Source organism: Pedobacter frigiditerrae, assembly GCF_032678705.1.
GTDB lineage: Bacteria > Bacteroidota > Bacteroidia > Sphingobacteriales > Sphingobacteriaceae > Pedobacter > Pedobacter frigiditerrae_A.
Genome location: NZ_JAVTSS010000001.1, coordinates 168,520 through 189,504, shown reverse-complemented (window position 1 = coordinate 189,504; position 20,985 = coordinate 168,520). Strand labels below are relative to the sequence as shown.

The following is a 20,985-nucleotide window of genomic DNA, read 5'->3' as shown; positions in this document are numbered from 1 at the left end:
TTAAAAAATTATGTTACACGATCCGAACAAAGTTTACGTATTTGACACCACCTTGCGTGATGGAGAACAAGTACCTGGTTGTCAATTAACAACACCTGAGAAAATTGAAATTGCCAAGGAGCTTGAAGCACTGGGTGTGGATATTATCGAGGCAGGTTTTCCGATATCGAGTCCAGGTGATTTTCAAAGCGTAGTGGAACTGTCTAAAGCAGTTTCTCAACCCATCATCTGTGCCTTAACTCGTGCGAACAAGGGTGATATAGATTCGGCGGTAGCAGCACTACAATATGCAAAAAGGCCAAGAATCCATACTGGAATTGGTTCTTCGGATATGCACATTAAACATAAATTTAATAGCACTCGCGAAGAAATTTTAGCGAGAGCAGTTGATGCTGTAAAATATGCTAAACAATTTGTAGAAGATATTGAGTTTTATGCTGAAGATGCGGGTAGAGCAGACATCAACTTCTTAGCGCAAATGGTTGAAGCAGTAATTGCTGCAGGTGCTACTGTAGTGAATATACCTGATACCAATGGTTATTGTTTACCAGATCAATACGGACAAAAAATCAAATTTTTGAAAGATAACGTTCAAAACATTGATCAAGCCATTATCTCTGTGCATTGTCATAACGACCTTGGTTTGGCTACTGCTAATTCGGTTGCTGGTTTACAAAATGGCGCTCGCCAAATTGAAGGTACAATTAATGGAATAGGCGAACGTGCTGGTAATACTTCTATTGAAGAGGTAGTAATGATTTTAAAAACGCACCAAAACCTTGGATTGCACACCAACATCAATACCAAAAACTTTTACGAAATAAGCCGTATGGTAAGTTCTCAAATGCGGATGCCTGTACAGCCAAACAAAGCGATTGTAGGAAGTAATGCTTTTGCACATAGCTCAGGTATTCACCAAGATGGATTTTTGAAAAATCGTGAAAACTATGAAATCATTCGCCCAGAAGATGTTGGTTTTCCTGATGCAACCATTGTACTTACGGCTAGAAGTGGTAGACATGCCTTAAAATTCCATTTGGAAAGGTTAGGCCATAATTTAAGCAAAGATGATTTAGCCACTGCTTATCATCAATTTTTAACCATTGCCGATCGTAAATTAGATATTAATGATGAAGATCTCACCTTAATGATGAGAGAATTATTGAGTGTAGAACGTTAAGCTAAATAAAATAAACTATATAAAATGAGCAAGACATTATTTGATAAAGTGTGGGATGCACATGTGGTGCGTCAAATTGAAGGAGGACCAGATGTACTTTTTATTGATCGTCATCTTATTCACGAAGTAACCAGTCCAGTTGCGTTTCTAGGCTTAAAAAGCAGAGGGATAAAAGTATTATATCCAGAACGTACATTTGCTACAGCAGATCATAATACACCAACAATTAATCAACATTTACCTGTTGCTGATCCGCTTTCTGCAAATCAGTTAGCAGCACTTGAATCAAATTCAAACGAGTATGGCATTAGTCATTGGGGATTAGGACACCAAAAAAATGGCATTGTACACGTTGTAGGTCCAGAATATGGCATTACGCAACCAGGTTCAACCATCGTTTGCGGCGATTCGCACACCTCAACCCATGGTGCTTTTGGTGCTATTGCCTTTGGTATTGGGACTTCTGAAGTTGAAATGGTTTTGGCCACTCAATGCATTATGCAGCAAAAAGCAAAGAAGATGCGCATCAATGTGAATGGGAAATTAGGCCTTGGCGTTACACCTAAGGATGTAGCCTTGTTCATTATCTCTAAACTAACTACTTCTGGTGCTACTGGATATTTTGTAGAATATGCTGGTGATGTTTTTGAAAACATGACGATGGAAGGAAGAATGACCGTTTGTAACCTAAGTATCGAAATGGGTGCTCGTGGTGGTATGATTGCTCCAGATGAAACAACTTTCAACTATGTTAAAGGACGTGAGTTTTCTCCAAAAGGTGAAGCATGGGAAAAAGCATTGGCTTATTATAAAACCTTAAAAACAGATGAAGGTGCAGTATTCGATAAAGAATTAACCTTCGATGGTTCTTCAATTGAACCGATGATTACTTACGGAACCAATCCTGGTATGGGAATTGGCATTTCACAAGATATTCCTGATGCAGAAAATGTAGAAGGCGGTGTAGCTACTTATGCCAAATCTTTGGGATATATGGGTTTTTCTGAAGGAGAATCAATGATCGGCAAAAAGGTTGACTATGTGTTTGTTGGAAGTTGTACAAATGGCCGTATTGAAGATTTTAGGGCATTTGCATCTATTGTGAAAGGAAAGCATAAAGCTGATGATGTAACCGTATGGTTAGTTCCAGGATCACATATCGTAGAAAGTCAAATTAAAGAAGAAGGCTTATTGGATATTTTTACTGAGGCGGGCTTTACTTTACGCCAACCAGGTTGTTCTGCATGTTTAGCCATGAATGATGACAAAATCCCAGCAGGAAAATATGCGGTAAGTACTTCAAACAGAAATTTTGAAGGCAGACAAGGCCCTGGATCTAGAACATTATTGGCTAGTCCGCTTGTTGCCGCAGCAGCTGCTGTAACTGGAGTTGTTACCGATCCAAGAACACTTATAATGTAGTTATGAGTTAGGAGTTGTGAGTTGAAAGTCTGGATGCAGATTGCCAGTGACTAATATTCTCAACCATTGAACTAATGAACTATTGAACAATGAACTATTAAATCATAAAAATGGCTTACGATAAATTTAACGTCTTAAGAAGTACAGCAGTACCTCTTCCGATAGAAAACATAGATACCGATCAGTTAATTCCGGCTCGCTTTTTAAAAGCAACAGAAAGAGTTGGCTTTGGCGATAACTTATTCCGCGACTGGAGATACAATCCAGATAATACACCTAAAAAAGACTTCGTATTAAATAATCCTATTTACAGTGGGAAAATTTTAGTTGGAGGTAAAAACTTTGGTTCTGGTTCATCTAGAGAACATGCTGCTTGGGCAGTATACGATTATGGTTTTAGGTGTGTAGTATCTAGTTTTTTTGCAGATATCTTCAAAAATAACTGTTTAAACATTGGTGTTTTACCAGTACAAGTGAGTGCTGAATTTGCTGACAAAATCTTTACTGCAGTTTTAGCAAATCCTAACACAGAACTAGAAGTGGATTTAGATGCACAAACTATCTCTATTTTAGGAACTGATGAAAAAGAATCATTTGATATTAGTCCGTACAAAAAACATAACATGTTAAACGGATTTGATGACATCGATTATTTGCAAAGCATCAAAACAGAAATTGAAGACTTTGCTACTAAACTTCCATTTTAGGAAAGAGAATTGACCAATTAAACCATCCTAAACAACCTATTTCAGGAACCAGCCCTCAATGGAAAAAAGAAAAATAGAAATCATGGATACTACACTTCGAGATGGAGAACAAACATCTGGAGTATCGTTTTCCATTTCCGAAAAGTTAACGATTAGTCAACTACTCATCGAGGAATTACTTGTAGATCGCGTAGAAGTTGCCTCTGCTCGTGTATCTGATGGCGAGTTTCAAGCGGTTAAAGCAATTACAAATTGGGCAGAAGCAAATGGACATATCAATCGCATTGAAGTTCTTTCTTTTGTTGATAATGGCGTGTCTATCGATTGGATGATCAATGCTGGTGTAAAGGTTCAAAATTTACTCACTAAAGGTTCATTAAATCACCTCACCTATCAACTTAAAAAAACGCCTGAGCAACACTTTACCGAAATTAAATATGTAATTGAATTAGCAGCCGCTAACGGCATCGCAACCAATGTATATTTGGAAGATTGGAGTAATGGAATGCGTAATTCTCCTGAATATGTTATTCAGTTTCTAGATTTTTTAGTTACCCAAAAAATTGAGCGTATTCTATTACCTGATACACTGGGGATTTTAACTCCTGCAGAAACTACTCAATTTATTAGTGGCCTGTTAAAAAAATATCCAACCATTCATTTTGATTTTCATGCGCACAACGATTACGATTTAGGTACAGCAAATGTACTAGAAGCAGTGAAAGTTGGCATACATGGTTTACACCTTACCGTAAATGGGATGGGTGAAAGAGCTGGAAATGCAGCTTTAGCAAGTGTAATTGCAGTAATTAAGGATTTTGCACCAGAGGTTGATGTGAGTGTAAATGAATCATCAATTTACAAGGTAAGCAAATTGGTAGAAACATTCTCTGGTGTTAGAATTCCAACTAACAAACCTGTGGTAGGCGACAATGTATTTACCCAAACAGCAGGCATTCATGCTGATGGTGACAATAAAAACAACCTTTATTTTAACGATTTGCTTCCAGAGCGTTTTGGGAGAAAAAGGCAATATGCTTTAGGCAAAACATCGGGAAAGGCAAACATAGAAAAGAATCTTTTAGAGCTGGGCTTAAGACTGAACGATGAAGATTTGAAAAAAGTTACGCAAAGAGTAATTGAACTTGGCGATAGAAAAGAAACTGTAACCAAAGAAGATTTGCCTTATATTATTTCAGATGTACTCGATAGTAGTTTATACGAAGAAAAAGTAAAAGTTGACTCTTATGTATTGACAAATTCGATGGGTTTAAGACCTTCGGCAACAATTGCAGTAACAATTGAAGGTGAGCAATTTGAAGAAAATGCACAAGGTGATGGGCAATATGATGCTTTTATGATTGCCTTAACAAAGGTGTATGGCAAAAAACAGCTAAGTTTACCTAAATTAATTGACTATGCCGTAAGGATAGCACCAGGCAGTAATTCAGATGCTTTATGCGAAACAATTATCACATGGGAAATACCAACTAAAATATTTATTACAAGAGGATTAGACTCAGATCAAACTGTTTCAGCGATCAAGGCTACCCAGAAAATGCTGAACATCATTTAATAATCAAAAAAACTATATATGAAACTTAATATTGCGCTTTTAGCAGGAGATGGAATCGGACCAGAAGTTATAGATCAGGCCGTAAAAGTATCAAATGCAATTGCAAAGAAATTTAATCACGAAATTGTGTGGACTGCAGGTATTACTGGAGCAGCAGCTATAGATGAAGTTGGAGAACCTTATCCAGATGCTACCCACGAAATCTGTATGGCAGCGGATGCTGTACTTTTTGGAGCAATTGGCCATCCTCGTTTTGATAATGACCCAAAAGCAACCGTTCGCCCTGAACAAGGTTTGTTAAAAATGCGCCAGAAATTAGGCTTATTTGCTAATGTTCGTCCAACTTTTACTTTTCCATCCTTAATTGATAACTCTCCGTTAAAAAGAGAGCGAATTGAGGGAACAGATTTAATTATTTTAAGAGAATTGACTGGTGGAATTTACTTTGGTGAAAGAGGTAGAAAAGATAACGGAAATACCGCTTTTGATACTTGTACCTATACACGTGCAGAGATTCAGCGTTTAGCGAAGTTAGGCTTTGAAATGGCGATGACCAGAAGCAAAAAACTTTGTTGTGTAGATAAAGCTAATGTGCTTGAATCGTCACGCTTATGGAGAGAAACTGTTCAGGATATGGAAAAAGACTATCCAGAAGTTACGGTAAGCTACGAATTTGTTGATGCTGTTGCGATGCGTTTGGTACAATGGCCAAGCTCGTATGATGTATTGATTACTGAAAATCTTTTTGGTGATATTTTAACTGATGAAGCTTCTGTAATTTCAGGTTCGATGGGCCTAATGCCATCTTCATCAATTGGTGTGCATACTTCACTTTTTGAACCTATTCACGGTTCATACCCACAAGCTGCAGGAAAAGACATCGCCAATCCATTGGCTACAGTTTTATCGGCAGCAATGATGTTTGAAGATGCTTTCGGATTAAAGGAAGAAGCAGAATTGATTAGGGCTGTTGTAAACAAATCTTTAGCAGAAGGTATTGTTACAGAGGATTTATCTGGAACAAATAAAGCTTACAAAACCTCTGAAGTTGGTGATTGGTTAGCTAAAAATATATAATTTACAAGGTTCAGAATTGTAACTTTGTAATGTTAGAGGCTGTTCGTTAGGTTAATTGCTTTTTAGCAGGAAACTTATCGAACAGCCTTTTTAATTTTAAAGCAATGTCTAACAAGTATAACTTTGATTTTTTAGCAGCCGTAGAGCGCATTAAAAATGTAGTTAATCGCACACCGCTACAATATAACGCCCGACTTTCTGAAAAATACGATTGTCAGGTTTATTTGAAACGTGAAGACCTGCAGACGGTAAGGTCTTACAAACTACGTGGCGCTTATAATATGATGAGCCAAATTCCTGCTGAGCACATTCAGAATGGAGTGGTTTGTGCAAGTGCAGGAAACCATGCGCAAGGCGTGGCTTATTCTTGTAAAGAACTCAAAATCAAGGGCACTATTTTTATGCCCGAAATCACCCCGAAACAAAAGGTTAATCAGACTACGTTATTTGGCGATGGCTGGATAAACATTGTTTTAGTTGGCGATACTTTTGATGATTGTTTGGCTGAGGCTTTAAAATTTACCGAAGAAAACAAGATGACCTTCGTTCCTCCGTTTGATCATTACCACGTAATTGAAGGACAAGGGACAGTTGGTGTAGAAATCTTAGAAGATTTACCAGATACTGAAGTTGTAATTATGCCAATTGGTGGTGGTGGCTTAGCTTCTGGAACAGGAACTTATTTAAAAGAGACCAATCCTAATATTTTATTAATTGGTGTTGAACCTGAAGGTGCTCCATCTATGGAAGCCGCTTTTAAAGCTGGCAGACCAATTAAGCTAGACCAAATCAATCGTTTTATTGATGGTGCGGCCGTTAAGTCGGTAGGCTTGTTAACCTATCCTATCTGCAAAGAAATGTTAGATGAGATTTTATTAATCCCAGAGGGAAAAGTTTGTACTAGCATTTTAAGACTCTACAATGAAGATGCGATTGTTGCGGAACCAGCAGGTGCATTGGCGGTGGCTTCTTTAGATTTATGTGCTTCACAAATTAAAGGCAAAAAAGTAGTTTGCATTGTTAGTGGAGGTAATAATGACATCGAGCGAATGCAGGAAATTAAGGAAAAATCGCTACTTTTTGAAGGATTGAAACATTACTTCATTGTTCGTTTCCCACAACGACCAGGTGCTTTAAAAGTTTTTGTTAATGATGTTTTAGGTCCTCACGATGATATTACACGTTTTGAATTCATTAAAAAGACAGAACGAGAAAGCGGCCCAGCTCTAGTTGGCATTGAATTAAAAGACCGTGAGGATTACGCAGGTTTAGTTGAAAGAATGAAAGCTTTCAAATTTGAAATAATTGAGTTAAACCAAGACCAGACTTTATTTGAGTATTTGGTGTAGAACTAAGGATTAATGAGCAAGGAACAAAGACCATTACTTTAAAAATATGATGCGGAAATTTAAATGGACTGTAATCCTAAGTATTCTCACCCCTATACTTTTAATCATTACGGCTATTTTTATGGGTGGTGGCCATGGAAATTATCAACAATATAGTTTTATTCCCTACAGGATTACTTAGTATTTTAATATTTAATAGAATAGATATTGGATTTATTATAATTGCGATTATTCAATATCCATTATATGGTCTTTTGATAGACAAAGCGACTGCTAAAAAAAGAACGATTTTGATTTTATTCTTATTCCATATATCATTGGCTTTATCAATATTCCTTTTCAAAAGTGAAACGTGGAGTTGATTAGAATTAATATTCTAACCACCCCGTCAGTGAAAAACTGACACCCCTCCAGAGGAGGGGAATTAAAAAAGTAAGTAACGTTTTTCATCTGTGTTCATGCCTTTTATCCGTGGTTAAAATCCACTAAAAACTGGCAATAGTTTTGCATTATAAATTGCAAAACACACACACAACATGAAAAAGCTAACAATCCTATTCTTTTGCATCGCCACACTAGGTCTGGCGTCTTGCAAAAAAGACACTATTGTCAATCAGACTACACCAAACATTACAGTAATTAGGGATGTACCATCAAGTGCTTGGACCTTAAGCTCTGACAAATTAACGTATTACACCACGTTAAATGTCCAGCAAATCAATAAGTATTCGTTAGATAACGATGCGATTTTGGTTTACATATCGTATGATAGTGGAGCTACTTATTTACAAATGCCTTTTGTTTACAACGTAGATGCTTTCAGTACAGTTATTAGTGAAAAACAAGTAGAAATCGACATTCAAAGCTCAGACAACCAAGATGTCACCCCAATAAAACCAACAGGTACAACTAGAGTTAAAATCGTTATTGTTGCTTCAGATATTCAATAGAAAACTCAAAACTCTAAAAAACGACCAATGTTTGCTTGAACGTGGTCGTTTTTTTTATGCTCACCACTATTCAATTGTAGTGCTCTAATTTTTACGCCATTTCGTTCTAATAACAGTTCATCGTAAAAACCTTTGTAATAAACTTCTTTTACTTCAAATCGTCTACTATTCCAATTGCTTTTTAACTCTACCCATTCTGGATAAAAAACCACATTTTGTTTTTCAGTTTTAAGCCCTAATTGTGTGGCTTGTTCAGCATCTAAAATAACTGCATTACCTAATATTTTGGCAGTATATAAATGAGATGGATTTTGATAAATAGTTTCTGGGTTATCGTTTTGTAAAAGCTGCCCTTGTTTTAGGATTAATAACTGGTCGGCCAAAAATAAACCATCGGTTGGGTCGTGAGAAACCAAGATAATGGTTAGTCCGGTTTCTTTTGCCAAACGTTTAATATCTGCACGTAACTGGTTTTTTAATAACGAATCTACCTGACTAAATGGCTCATCTAACAATAAAACCTTGGTATCACTAATTAAAGCTTTTGCAATTGCAACTCGTTGTTGTTCTCCCCCACTTAATTCAGTAATCTTTTTATCTTTTAACTTGGTGATGTGCAAACGCTCCATCATCTCTAAAGTTTTAGCCTGTTTGGCAGCAACATCTGTGTTAGATAACATCGAAGCTATGTTATCATAAACCTTAGCATAAATATTTAAAGAGAAATCTTGGGTAACCATTTTCATTTCGGCATTGCCTGGAATCAATTGTTCATCTGGTCCTAAAACCCTTTTACCGTTTAATAGAATTTCGCCTTCATCTGGTTTAAGCAAACCATAAATACATTTTAACAAAGTTGATTTACCACTGCCACTTTCGCCAATAATGGCAACAATATCTCCTCTTTTGATAGAAAAACTGATGTTTGAGATACCAGACACTTGTGTTTCTTGGTATTGTTTTGTTAAATTACTAACGGTGATTATTTGCTCGTTCACGTTGTAAATATAATTAATTAGCTTGAAGGCTGAAGATTTAAAGGTAGATGAAAAGCAAAAAATAAACACGTGTAAATATTTATAAATTTGCACGTGCAAATATTATTTCTTAATTTTATTTTATGAACACGAAACTCACCTTAACAATTGATAAATCTGTAATAGAAAGGGCAAAGGCTTATGCTGGCAAACAAGGCAGAAGTTTATCATCAATGGTAGAAAATTATTTAAAGGCTGTAACTAATAAAGAAGAAAATATTGCAATAGAAGGCGAATTAAGTCCTATTGTAAAATCATTAGTTGGATCTTTTAAAATGCCAAAGGATTTTGACTACAAAAAGGAAATTACAAAAATGAGAGATGAAAAATATCAAAAATATTTAGATTCAGGCAATGAGTAATATCTTAATTGATTCAGATATCATCTTAGATTCATTATTAAATAGGCAACCTTTTTCTGCTGCTTCTTCCAAAGTCTTAGCCCTTTGTGAAAGCAAAAATATTAATGGTTTTGTAACTGGAATTATGATTTCTAACATCCATTATCTTTTAAAAAAAGAACATAGTTCACAGCTTATTTTAGAAGCCATTAAACAACTACTGGTATTTTTAGATGTGCTAGTAATTGATAAAGGTATAATCTTGAGAGCAATAGATTCCAAATTTTCAGATTTTGAAGATGCATTACAAAACTATTCGGCTGAAAGCTACGGTTCAATTACTACAGTAATAACAAGAAATATAAAGGATTACAGGAAAAGTAATTTAAGTATTCTAACTCCAGAGATGTTTCTTAAAACATTGTAAACAAAAAATCCTGCAAATTCGCATCTGCAGGATTGGGTTTTATTTGTGTGTGTGTGTGTTTGGTTCAATAGTTCATTAGTTCATCGGTTCAATTGTTCATTTGCAAGGTGTCAACTGAAAACTGTCAACTGATAACTGCTAACTAGTTAATTCCAAAAGTTAAGCCGAATGCCATATTTTTGACTCCTTTTTGTGGTGCACTATCAAACATATCGCTTGCATAGTATTTAGCAAAAATAGCTAATCCATTAGTACCCATTCTAACTGTACCTCCATAACGGAATGGAGCGAAGTTATAATCATCTTTAATTTTCACTTTTCCATGCTCATCGCTAATTTGTTTTACTTTACCATTTAACAAGAAGGCAATTTCTGGACCTACAACGAAATACCAGCGTCTACCTTTATGACTTTCTTTGGTTCTCAATTCGAAGTTCAAAGGAACGTGAACATAGCTGCTAGAGAAACGGTTTTTGCTGAATTGAATTGGCTCTGTAACGTAGGTTAGTTCAGGCATATTTTTTTGCATGGTAATGTTGTCTTTCAAACGGATATGAGTCCAGTCGAAACCACCAGCTACATAGATTTTAAAGTTGGTGTTAAATCTATATCCCATTTGGATTACATCAAATGAAAGGTGACTAGTTTTTCCAGCTTTGTAATCTAAGAAATCGTTTTGTGGTGATAAAGAAAAACTTCCGTTGTCAATTAATTTAGAGAAACCGATATCTAAACGAGTAAAGGTAATTCCTCCAACAAAACGGCCTTTACTTTGGTCTATTCTACCAGTACTGTCTTTCTTTTCTCCAATTGTAATACCAACACCATAGTTGATATCAAATTTTTTACGTTTTACACTATCTTGTTGTGCGCTTGCACCTAATGCTGCCAGAACGGTAAGTCCGCTTACCAAAACTGCTGTTAATATTGAACGTCTCATTTGTGTGTGTTTTATGCCTGCAAGCCGCAGGCTTGTTTGTTTGGTTTATTAATTATGTTAAAATGTTGTAAGGTTGTCCTTCGACAAGCTCAGGATGACACCCTTTAATTATCTCCTTAAATCCTGCTTTATCCTGCTCCTATTTATTATGTTTTTTAGAGTTCAATTTTAAAAAGCCAATGTTTATTCCAATTATCGATGAGTTATCGTCATCATCTGTATTAAACCTTACCAACTTTTTATCTCTTTTATCTACTTTTTCTACTACAAAGTTTACCAAGTCGCCAACGTTTCTAATTCCTTTTCTTTCTGTAACAACTTCTTCATTTGCTGTTGTTTCTATTCCTGTTGACTGACCATCTACTTTTGCTGTTACAACTTGGTTATCTCCATAAACAACATCTTTAACAGTTGCAACATCTAGCGGTAAAACATCTTGTTGTTTAATAGGTAGACGATTGTTAGCATACATCGGTTGCACGGGATCTTGAATATTTTTTATATTATTTTCAGGAGTATTATTTTCTTGTGCTTTTACTGCTGGAGCTTTAACATTAGAACTTGAATTGTCACTTTCTTTAGTAGCTTGTTTTGTAACTGGCAATGTAGCGCTTGCAGTTACAGTTGTAGCTATTGGGTCTTGCTCAACAACAGGTTTTACGACTACAGCCGTTGCTTCACCACCACGTAACCTAATTTTCTCTGTTTTTTGAAAAACCAACATCGCGGTTATCGCAATGGCCACACTTGCAGCCGCCATCCAATAAATTGGAATAATACGTTTACGTTTAGGCTCTAACTGTTGTTCTATGTTAGTCCATAAATTTACAGATGGTTCAATTTCCGCATCTGCGAATTTATCTTTAAATAATTTATCGAATTCTTTATCCGGCATGTGTTGCATAACCAAAGCCCTCCATTTTAATAATTTCTTGTTGCAATATTGCCCTCGCTCTACTTAATTGAGATTTGCTAGCACCTTCCGAGATGCCCAATGTTTCTGCAATTTCTTTGTGCGAGTAACCTTCTATAATGTACATGTTAAATACCATGCGATATCCATCAGCCAGTTTTTGTATCACTTTCATTAAATCCTGCATACCTAAGCTGCTGAAATCGAATCCTTGCGATGGCTGCTCGTAAGCATCTTCAATTGGCACAATACTTAAAGAGCGTAAATTCTTTCTGTAACTTTCAATTGCGGTATTTACCATTATTCTCCTAATCCAACCTTCAAAAGAGCCATCGCCACGGTATTCCTTAACTTTCTGGAAAATTTTAACGTATCCCATTTGTAATACATCTTCGGCTTCCATACGGTCTTTGGCGTAGCGCATACAAACGGCCAACATTTTTGATGCAGTTAGCTTATAAAGCATTTCTTGCATCTTCCTGTCGCCAGCTTTGCAGCCTTCCAGTAGGTCATCAATCGTATATGTTCTAGTCACCTTCATTTGTTGTTTGTATAGGGTAGATGAACCCTAGAGGTAAAAGGTTGCACGAGGTTGCAAATAAATTCAAAAATAATTTAAATTGTTCAACTGTTATATGGCTGAATTGTTTTTTAATAGGAAATGAATGTAAGCATTTCATAGGTGCTGTAGCCCTGCTATTCGTTACAAATTTGTCCTTCGACAAGCTCAGGATGACAAATTTTCCACTACTATCAGGTTTATTTAAGATAGGCCTGCTTTTCATACGATGGGTTGCTGGTCGGAAAATTTACGACGTTCTCCCTAACAAATCCCTTTGAAACTTCGTATTTTGCTTCCTCAACTTTCTGACTTTCCGACTTCCGGACTTTCTGACTTATTTCCTCTTAAAAAGTCTAAAATCTTCCTTATAAGTCAAGAATAAAGAATGGTTAAACTGAAAATCGGCATCTGGCGTCCCTAAATCCCAATGAGGTTCTACACGAACATCTAAATATAAATTAGGAATTAACTGCTTTTGATAAACATACCTAACTGCTAAAATACTTCTGCTACTTTGCTTAAAACCAGCATCATATAAAGTTTCAGAAACTGATTGATACAAAGGCATTCCCTTTATCGTTAAGAAATTATTTCCTTTCCAATAAGACGCTATCAAACTCCCCCATTTAGTCTCTACACCTGCATTTAACCATAAACCGAAACCAGCTTGATAAGCTCTTGATTTGGTTGGTGAAAAATCTTTATAAACTGCGATATAGTTATCCGTAAAAACTTCTTTTACTTTGTAGCCGACTGTTTTATGTAATTTAAACCCTGTAGCGCCATTAAATAAAGTGCTAATAGGAATGTTTTTTAATACGTCGATTTGTCCACCTTGATGGTAAGCTAAAAATTGAGTAGGGATGCTCAGTTTCCAGTTATTATTTTTCAGTAGATAGGTTTCAGTAATTAATCCCCCAACAATTTCTTCCTTAGCAGCCTCACCTTTATAAATCATCTTTTGCCAAGAAATCCAGCTATCTAATTTGAATTTTTCTCTGTCGACTAATAGTTGTGTCCCATATTCAATTGGTGAGGTAATTTTTCTCTCGAAATTATAAATGGGTTCAATGTAATTATGCTGAATATTTCCTTCTAGGCTACCAAAAACTAGCGTGAGATTTCTTTTATGATATTTTAAGCTAAACAGCGGTTTTGCATCATAAATTCCTTCATTCCCAAAATCCTTACGCAAATAAGCACCAGCCACAATGGCCAAATTCGGATTGGCATAATACACCAGTTGTGGTTCTATTTGTGTACCGTATAAAGTATAACCATCGTGAAATTTATTGGAGTATTCGTAATTTCTAACGAAATTGAAATTGTAGAAATTGAAATGTAATTCTTTGTCTAAACTATCTGTTGGGCGAATACGATTGAATAAGGATTCGTTGTTAAATTGAGCTTTTGCTGAAAGAACAAGCAAAAAGATGAAAGCTAAAAGTAGATGTTTTTTCATTTAATAAATTTTAAGACTTGTCAGTCTGAGCATCGCGAAAAATGTCAATCATTAAATTCGTCCAAAGAGGTCCTTCGACTACGCTCAGGATGACATTTTTTGACTTACTCTCCCTTTTTCTCTCTATATCTTTTGTAAATCTTTACAGCCATCATGATAATTGCAGAAAAAATAATTAGTCCTACGAGACCATAAACCCAATCCACTGCGCTTTTCAGCATCACCGTAAATACAATGGCAACCAATAAAATCGTGGCCACTTCATTCCATAAACGCAATTGATTAGAAGAATACTTAAATATTCCATTTCTCAACTGTTTCATGATATTTTGGCAAATAAAATGGTATAAAAGTAGCAAAGCAACAAAGCCAAGTTTAACATGCATCCAAGGCAACTCTAATAAGACAGGACGAGTATAAAGCATCGTTGCTCCTGCCAAAACCGTTAGGCACATTGCTGGAATGGTAATGATATTCCACAAACGACCTTCAATTTTTGTGAATTCTTTCTGAAGGATGTTCTTTTCTAATTCTGGCCTGTCGTTAGCTTCGGTATGATAAATGAATAAACGAACACCATAAAACAATCCAGCCATCCAACTTACTACAAAGATGATGTGAACCGCTAAAAAGTATTGATAGTAATCGTTCATTAAAATAAATCAGAATGAGAGCCTAGTCTAAGCAAAGTAATTTCTTTTTCTTCGGTTATTTCAAACCAAATAATTAACATATCGGGCTTTATATGTGCTTCCCAATTCCCAACGTAATTACCTTTTAGTTTATGTGGTTTATTCTTTTCAGGGATACCTTTAGCTCCATTGGCCTGAAGCAACTTTAAAAAAGACTTTATTAGTAAATCATTCTTTGCAGAACGCTTTTTCATTAAAGCAATATCTCTATCGAATTGCCTGGTGGCCTTTAGAATAAACATTACAAAGAATCGATGTATTTATCTATATCTGTAATTGGTTCACTTATACCTATACCATTTCTTGCGTCTTCAATCGCTTTAATTGTGGTTGCATTTGGTTTCTTAGTTCTTGAGTTCTTTTTATGAATAACAACACCAAGTTCTTTTAGTAAACTTTTAACCAGAGTACTCTTGTTTTCAGGAATGTCGATAATTAAAGTTTCCATATACAAATATAATAAATTTAGAACTATATAAATCAAGTCCCCTTTAGATGATTTAGGGGTCTAATATTTAAATTCTTTAACTACCTCAATCGCATATTTCACGTTATCAAAAGGAATATCGGGCATAATGCCATGACCTAAGTTAAAGATAAACCCTTCGGTACCACGCATTCTTTCAAATAATTGATGAATGTGTTTTTTGATAACTGGTTGGTCAGCGTATAAAATATGCGGGTCTAAATTACCTTGAACCGCAATTCCCGCTGGTAAAGCATTTTTAATGTTCAATAAATCTGCATTCCAATCAACCGAAATTACATCTGGTTTTGCTTCTGCCATAATTGGCGCAAAAACAGAGCTTCCTTTACAGAAAGAAATCACTGGAACATTTGTTCTGTTTAAACCAGCAATGATTTGTTGGTTATATTGGTGAGAAAATTCTTGATAATCATTCCATGATAAAGCTAAAGCCCAGCTATCAAATAACTGCACAGCATTAACACCCGCCGCAATTTGTAGGTTCAAATAATCGGTTGTTACCTTGGCTATTTTAGCTAATAAACGGTGCGCTAATTCTGGGTGATTGTGCATTAACAACTTGGTTAACTTAAAATCTTTTGAAGAACCGCCTTCAACCAAATAACTCATTACTGTAAAAGGAGCACCAGCAAAACCTATCAAAGGAATACTGTCATCCAAACGTTGTTGAATTACTTTAATCGCATCAGCAACATATTCTAATCTATCTACAACATCAACTTCTAATTTATCAATATCAGCAGCTGTACGAACTGGATTAGCGAATTTTGGACCAACACCTTGAGTAAAACTTAAATCGCCACCCATTGCTTCGCCAGTTACCAAAATATCGCAAAATAAAATCGCCGCATCAATACCCAACAAATCAACTGGCAACATGGTCACATCAGCGGCAATTTCTGGGTTTTTGCACATTTCTAAAAACGAATATTTGTTTTTAATTTCCCAATATTGTGGCATAAAACGACCAGCTTGGCGCATCATCCATACTGGTGGGCGTTCTGTAGCTTTTGAATTTGCAGCGTCTAAAAATAAGTTGTTCTTCATGTTGTATTAGGCCAAACTATTGGCTTCTTTCTCTATAATTTTTATAATTTCTTTTGCTCTTGATGTTGTTGCCAACTCCTTTGCTTTTTCTATGTATGCTTTTGCTCTTTCGCCATCTTTTTTACGCAGTGCGAGATTAGCCAAATGTATCATCACAAAAGCTTTATCGTTTTTACCTCCCAATGGAAAACGACTAGCAATTTGAAAGTGAAACTCTGCAGTTTCAAAATCTTCTCTCTGCAGGGCGATGTTTGCTTTCATGAACTCATAATATCCTCTACGATTTTTAGCTAACCTATCTGGATTTGCTACTTCATTTAATATCTGCTCAGCCTTATCATAGTTTGCATTCTTAAAATGTTTCGATGCCAATAATACTGAACTATGTTTAAAATGACTCCATAAAATAAAGGCAAAGAGAAAGCCGGCTATTGCAGCCAGCTGGTATTGATTGTAATATAAACTTACTAATGCCGAAAGGGCAAAAGTTGCCATTAAAGCATATCTACTCCAAGTATTATACATTAATGTGTGCTATCTGTAAATTTATAACCTACACCTCTAATCGAGTGAAAATAAACTGGATTTTTTTGGTCTGGCTCGAAATACTTACGGAACGTTAAAATAAAGTTATCTATAGTTCTTGTTGAAGGGTATACGTCGTAATTCCAAACTGTTTCTAAGATTTGTTCACGAGAAACAGCTTCGTTTTTACGCTCAATTAACAACTTCAATAGCATAGTTTCCTTTTTAGTTAAAGGCACAACAACACCATCATCTTGTTTTAATTCAAAAGAGTTAAAATAGATAGTTTTATCGCCGATTTTATAAGAGTTTAATTCTTTTAAATCGTCTGCTTTTAAGCTACGTTTTACTAAAATTCCAACACGTAGAATTAATTCTTCTAAGTTGAAAGGTTTTACCAAATAATCGTCAGCTCCTTTTTTAAGACCCATTACACGGTCTTCGCTAGTATTCTTAGCCGTTAAAAACAAAATAGGAACTTCAGTATTTTCTAAACGAATAGTTTCACAAACCTGGAAACCATCCATTTCAGGTAACATTACATCTAAAATGATTAAGTTAAATCTTTCTTCCTTAAAAACTTTTAATGCAGTTTTACCGTCTTTAACAGCGTGAACTTTGTAACCCTCTAGTTCGAGGTTTAATTTGATGGCATCTAATAAGTGATCCTCATCTTCTACCAATAGTATTCTTAATTTCTGTGGCATATCAGTTAAATGTTACTTCAAAAATTGCACCTTGCGGTGTGTTATCTTTAACGCTAATATCAGCGTCGTGGTTTTGTAATACCTCTTTAACAATAAACAAGCCAAGTCCAGTGCCTTTAGATTTACGCACATTTTCATCTCCTACACGATAAAATTTATCGAAAATAAGCATTTTTTCATCATCCGGAATGCCCGGACCTTTATCAGAAACCGTTAAAAACGGCTTACCGTCATTTTGACAGAGACTTACTGCTATTTCGGCACAAGGACCAGAATATTTAACAGCATTTTCTACCAAATTGGTAACTACCGATGATAAAGCAAATTTATCACCCATTACCTTTATATTATTATCAATTTTAGTATTAATCATTTGCTGGTTACCACAAGAGTGAACCTGCAATCTATCCGTAATTCTTGTTACCAATTCAGATAAATCAAACTCTTCCTTAGGGAACGAATAAGTACGACTTTCAATCTTTGTTGCCAATAACATATTTTCTACTAAATCATCTAAACGCTCAATATCTTTTAGCGAGTTTCGCAATAATTTAGATTGTTGTTCCTTGTCTAAATCTCGTTTTACGATGGTTTCTATAGAAAGTTTAATAGCAGCCAAAGGCGATTTCAATTCGTGAGTTACAGACAATAAGAAATTTTGCTGTCTTTCATGTAATTTATCTTCCTTTTTAATGGATGCATGAATAAAATAAGCGCCTACGCAAAGTAAAAACAAGAAAACAGAACCCTCTCCCATCACCATTGCCATACGGTCTGGTTGTAATTTTATCACAACTGTTCCCCACCAAAACATTTCTAGCATGGCATAGAACAAAAGGAAATAAAATATGAGCAGTGATTTCTTCATTATGATTTTCTAAACACTAAATCTAACGCATCAAAAATAGCTCTTTTTGCTTTCTCTAGTTCAATTTTTGTGTGTGCGGCTGAAACAAAACCTACCTCATAACCAGATGGCCCTAAGTAAATCCCTCTATTTAACAATTCACGGTGCATTACTTTAAATTTCTCCATACTCGTTGGGTCAATATCTTCTGCTGTTTTAATGTCTTTATCGGTAAATGCAAACCAGAAAATAGAACCAACTGTAAACACTTTGAATTTATAATTTCTTGCAGTTGCAAAACGCTGAATACTATCTACAAACTCCTTTGTTTTTTGGTTTAAATCTTTATAAAAACTTGATTTTAAAAGTTCAGTTAAAGTTGCAATTCCCGCAGCCATCGCTACTGGGTTTCCAGATAAAGTTCCTGCTTGGTAAACTCCGCCATCAGGAGAAATATGACCCATAATTTCTGCAGAAGCTCCATACATCCCAACAGGTAAACCACCACCGATAATTTTACCATAAGTTACAATATCAGGCTTGATGCCATAATAAGCAGCCGCACCTTCAAACCCAACTCTAAATCCTGTGATAACCTCATCAAAAATCAATAAAGCTTTATTGTCTGTACAAGCTTGTCTCAAAAATTCGATATAAGCTTGGTCTTGCATTAACAAACCGTTATTTGCTGGTATCCCTTCTATAATTACCGCAGCAACTTGGTCTTTAAATTGTTCGAAAGCCTTTGTAATTGCTTCCTTATCATTTAAAGGAATAACAATTGTTTCTTCTGCAAAAGATTTAGGCACACCAGCCGAAGAAGTTTCTCCAAAAGTTACCAATCCAGAACCTGCTTTCACTAAAAGCGAATCGCTATGGCCGTGGTAACAGCCTTCAAATTTGATGATTTTGTCATTTCCAGTATAACCACGAGCTAAACGAATTGCCGACATTACTGCTTCAGTGCCAGAACTCGTAAAACGGATTTTTTCCACAAAGCTGTTATTTTTTATAATCAGCTCTGCTAATTCATTTTCTAATGCAGTTGGTGCGCCAAAGCTCATTCCGCTTTGCATTACATCAATTACTTTTTCTCTGATTTTTGCATTGTTATGGCCTAAAATTAACGGGCCCCAACTTGCGCAAAAATCTATAAATTGATTACCATCTGCATCCCAAATGTAACAACCATCGCCTTTTTGAATAAATAAAGGCGTTCCGTAAACCGATTTAAAAGCCCTTACTGGAGAATTTACTCCACCCGGAAAATAGGTTTTCGATTTTGCATACAATTCTGCCGATTTCTCACGACTAATATCAGGTTTGCTCCCTGTATTTACCGGCATCTCCTCTTCGTTTCCCGAGAATATCTTTTTTAACTGTTCTAACATTTTTATTAAGGTAAAAGCCGAAAGGCCAAAGGTAAAAGCGAAAAACTATACGCCTATTTCGATGCTTTAGTCTTTCTGCTTTAAGCTTTCAGCTTAAATTACATCCAATTATTCTCTACTATATCTCTAATGTGGTAAGTGGTTATAATGCTTGCTCCTGCTCTTGCAAAGGCGTGCATCGTTTCCATTACTACTTTTTGTTCATCTATCCAACCTCTTTGTGCCGCAGCTTTAATCATCGAGTATTCTCCCGATACGTTGTAACAAGCAATTGGCAAATCGCTGTTTTGTTTTAATTTACTAATGATATCTAAATAAGCCAAAGCTGGTTTAACCATCAATACATCTGCACCTTCACTTTCATCTAACAATGCCTCTCTAACTGCTTCGGTTCCATTTCTGAAATCCATTTGATAAGCTTTCCGGTCGCCTTTATTTGGTGCGCAATCTGCAGCTTCTCTAAACGGACCATAATATGCTGATGCAAATTTGGTAGCATGACTCATGATGGCCGTGTTTACAAAACCGCTCCCGTCTAATTTATGTCTAATTGCTGCTACTCTACCATCCATCATATCAGACGGTGCTAACATATCGGCGCCTGCTTCTGCGTGATTTAAAGCCATCTTCGCAATCAAATCAACCGACAAATCATTTTGGATATAATCATCTTTCATGATGCCGCAATGACCGTGAGTGGTGTAAGAACAAACACAAACATCTGTTACTACATATAAATCATCACCAAAGTTTTTCTTTAATTCCCTAACTGAAACAGGGACCAATGAGTGTGGGTCGTAAGCAGATTTTGCATCTTCACTTTTCTCATCCCCAACACCAAAAAGCATAATTTTATTTACACCCAGTTTTAATCCTTTTTCAACGTCTTTAAGTAAAGTATCTGTAGAAAAATGGTTAACGCCTGGCATCGCATCAATTGCTTTTGTAACACCAGTTCCAGGAACTACAAAATAAGGATAGATAAACATATCCTTTGACAATCGCGTTTCGGCAATTAACTCTCTAACAACTGGATTTTTTCTTAACCTACGTGGTCTGTGCATAAATTTGGTATTGAAACTGCAAACCTATTTATTTTAAAATTTAGTATGATAACCTAAATATCATTTTTTAGAAAAGCAGTGACAGTGGTTCTTTTGTTTAGGCAGTCCTGCTTTCCCTCCAAGTCCCGATGAAAAATCGGGAGCTTTCCGTACAATCAGGTTTAACTAAGAAATTTCTGTGCTGAAAATCTAAAAAACACCCCACCTTTCAGGCACCCCTCTAAGAGAGTGGAATTCCCCTCACAGTTGGAAAACCACCCGCCTTCAACCGTCCTACCTTTT

At 35.8% G+C, this 20,985-nt stretch carries 23 protein-coding genes; 9 read left to right on the top strand and 14 right to left on the bottom strand.

Annotated features, from left to right (window positions below; genetic code table 11):
- Window positions 1-10 precede the first annotated feature (10 nt).
- The 7 genes from R2Q59_RS00800 to R2Q59_RS00770 all read left to right on the top strand — a co-directional run bounded on the left by R2Q59_RS00800 (window position 11) and on the right by R2Q59_RS00770 (window position 8,261).
- Window positions 11-1,180 (top strand): 2-isopropylmalate synthase, encoded by a 1,170-nt coding sequence (locus tag R2Q59_RS00800; protein ID WP_316773118.1) that lies wholly within the window; start codon window positions 11-13, stop codon window positions 1,178-1,180.
- 24 nt (window positions 1,181-1,204) lie between these two features.
- Window positions 1,205-2,602 (top strand): 3-isopropylmalate dehydratase large subunit, encoded by a 1,398-nt coding sequence (gene leuC / locus R2Q59_RS00795; protein WP_316773116.1) that lies wholly within the window; start codon window positions 1,205-1,207, stop codon window positions 2,600-2,602.
- Window positions 2,603-2,712: 110 nt separating this feature from the next.
- Complete coding sequence (leuD, locus tag R2Q59_RS00790) at window positions 2,713-3,309, top strand: 3-isopropylmalate dehydratase small subunit (RefSeq protein ID WP_316782745.1); 597 nt, start codon at window positions 2,713-2,715, stop codon at window positions 3,307-3,309.
- Window positions 3,310-3,367: 58 nt separating this feature from the next.
- On the top strand, window positions 3,368-4,885 hold the full coding sequence (locus R2Q59_RS00785) for an alpha-isopropylmalate synthase regulatory domain-containing protein (RefSeq protein ID WP_316773112.1): 1,518 nt from the start codon (window positions 3,368-3,370) through the stop codon (window positions 4,883-4,885).
- Window positions 4,886-4,903: 18 nt separating this feature from the next.
- Window positions 4,904-5,962, top strand: coding sequence for a 3-isopropylmalate dehydrogenase (gene leuB, locus R2Q59_RS00780; protein ID WP_316773110.1), 1,059 nt, complete (start codon window positions 4,904-4,906; stop codon window positions 5,960-5,962).
- Between the two features lie 104 nt (window positions 5,963-6,066).
- Entirely contained in the window at window positions 6,067-7,311 is a 1,245-nt protein-coding gene (gene ilvA / locus R2Q59_RS00775; RefSeq protein WP_316782743.1) for a threonine ammonia-lyase IlvA, read from the top strand.
- A 536-nt stretch (window positions 7,312-7,847) separates the two neighbouring features.
- The gene (locus R2Q59_RS00770; protein WP_316782740.1) at window positions 7,848-8,261 is read left to right on the top strand and encodes a hypothetical protein; all 414 of its coding nucleotides are present in this window, start codon (window positions 7,848-7,850) and stop codon (window positions 8,259-8,261) included.
- A 5-nt stretch (window positions 8,262-8,266) separates the two neighbouring features.
- Here R2Q59_RS00770 and R2Q59_RS00765 read toward each other — a convergent pair whose 3' ends face one another.
- Window positions 8,267-9,259 (bottom strand): ABC transporter ATP-binding protein, encoded by a 993-nt coding sequence (locus R2Q59_RS00765; RefSeq protein ID WP_316782737.1) that lies wholly within the window; start codon window positions 9,257-9,259, stop codon window positions 8,267-8,269.
- A gap of 122 nt (window positions 9,260-9,381) precedes the next feature.
- On the opposite strand from R2Q59_RS00765, the gene R2Q59_RS00760 reads away from it, so the two are divergent.
- Both R2Q59_RS00760 and R2Q59_RS00755 read left to right on the top strand, forming a co-directional pair.
- Complete coding sequence (locus tag R2Q59_RS00760) at window positions 9,382-9,660, top strand: DUF6364 family protein (RefSeq protein ID WP_316782735.1); 279 nt, start codon at window positions 9,382-9,384, stop codon at window positions 9,658-9,660.
- Entirely contained in the window at window positions 9,653-10,066 is a 414-nt protein-coding gene (locus R2Q59_RS00755; protein ID WP_316782732.1) for a PIN domain-containing protein, read from the top strand. Before R2Q59_RS00760 ends, R2Q59_RS00755 begins: the two co-directional genes overlap by 8 nt.
- Window positions 10,067-10,208: 142 nt before the next feature.
- Here the strand turns inward: R2Q59_RS00755 and R2Q59_RS00750 are convergent, their stop codons facing one another.
- The 13 genes from R2Q59_RS00750 to hemB form a co-directional block, all read right to left on the bottom strand.
- Window positions 10,209-11,006: an outer membrane beta-barrel protein gene (locus R2Q59_RS00750; RefSeq protein WP_316782728.1), complete on the bottom strand. Its 798-nt coding sequence runs from the start codon at window positions 11,004-11,006 to the stop codon at window positions 10,209-10,211.
- Between the two features lie 139 nt (window positions 11,007-11,145).
- A complete protein-coding gene (locus tag R2Q59_RS00745) occupies window positions 11,146-11,910 on the bottom strand; it encodes a hypothetical protein (protein WP_316782726.1) in 765 nt (254 codons plus the stop codon).
- Window positions 11,891-12,460 carry a sigma-70 family RNA polymerase sigma factor gene (locus tag R2Q59_RS00740; protein WP_316782722.1) on the bottom strand — a complete coding sequence of 190 codons (570 nt, stop codon included), beginning with the start codon at window positions 12,458-12,460 and terminating at the stop codon, window positions 11,891-11,893. The genes R2Q59_RS00745 and R2Q59_RS00740 overlap by 20 nt, the downstream gene beginning before the upstream one ends.
- A gap of 355 nt (window positions 12,461-12,815) precedes the next feature.
- Complete coding sequence (locus R2Q59_RS00735) at window positions 12,816-13,943, bottom strand: hypothetical protein (protein ID WP_316773093.1); 1,128 nt, start codon at window positions 13,941-13,943, stop codon at window positions 12,816-12,818.
- A gap of 104 nt (window positions 13,944-14,047) precedes the next feature.
- Complete coding sequence (locus R2Q59_RS00730; RefSeq protein WP_316773091.1) at window positions 14,048-14,596, bottom strand: CopD family protein; 549 nt, start codon at window positions 14,594-14,596, stop codon at window positions 14,048-14,050.
- Entirely contained in the window at window positions 14,596-14,877 is a 282-nt protein-coding gene (locus tag R2Q59_RS00725; RefSeq protein ID WP_316773090.1) for a type II toxin-antitoxin system YafQ family toxin, read from the bottom strand. Before R2Q59_RS00725 ends, R2Q59_RS00730 begins: the two co-directional genes overlap by 1 nt.
- Window positions 14,877-15,083, bottom strand: coding sequence for a hypothetical protein (locus R2Q59_RS00720; RefSeq protein ID WP_316773088.1), 207 nt, complete (start codon window positions 15,081-15,083; stop codon window positions 14,877-14,879). The genes R2Q59_RS00725 and R2Q59_RS00720 overlap by 1 nt, the downstream gene beginning before the upstream one ends.
- A gap of 60 nt (window positions 15,084-15,143) precedes the next feature.
- Entirely contained in the window at window positions 15,144-16,169 is a 1,026-nt protein-coding gene (gene hemE / locus R2Q59_RS00715) for a uroporphyrinogen decarboxylase (RefSeq protein ID WP_316782719.1), read from the bottom strand.
- Window positions 16,170-16,175: 6 nt separating this feature from the next.
- A complete protein-coding gene (locus R2Q59_RS00710; RefSeq protein WP_316782716.1) occupies window positions 16,176-16,694 on the bottom strand; it encodes a hypothetical protein in 519 nt (172 codons plus the stop codon).
- Window positions 16,694-17,401: a response regulator transcription factor gene (locus R2Q59_RS00705; RefSeq protein WP_131553236.1), complete on the bottom strand. Its 708-nt coding sequence runs from the start codon at window positions 17,399-17,401 to the stop codon at window positions 16,694-16,696. The genes R2Q59_RS00710 and R2Q59_RS00705 overlap by 1 nt, the downstream gene beginning before the upstream one ends.
- Before the next feature lies 1 nt (window position 17,402).
- Entirely contained in the window at window positions 17,403-18,269 is an 867-nt protein-coding gene (locus tag R2Q59_RS00700) for a HAMP domain-containing sensor histidine kinase (RefSeq protein ID WP_316782713.1), read from the bottom strand.
- The gene (gene hemL / locus R2Q59_RS00695) at window positions 18,269-19,639 is read right to left on the bottom strand and encodes a glutamate-1-semialdehyde 2,1-aminomutase (RefSeq protein WP_316773084.1); all 1,371 of its coding nucleotides are present in this window, start codon (window positions 19,637-19,639) and stop codon (window positions 18,269-18,271) included. The genes R2Q59_RS00700 and hemL overlap by 1 nt, the downstream gene beginning before the upstream one ends.
- Window positions 19,640-19,737: 98 nt before the next feature.
- The gene (gene hemB / locus R2Q59_RS00690; RefSeq protein ID WP_316773083.1) at window positions 19,738-20,703 is read right to left on the bottom strand and encodes a porphobilinogen synthase; all 966 of its coding nucleotides are present in this window, start codon (window positions 20,701-20,703) and stop codon (window positions 19,738-19,740) included.
- Between the last annotated feature and the right edge of the window lie 282 nt (window positions 20,704-20,985).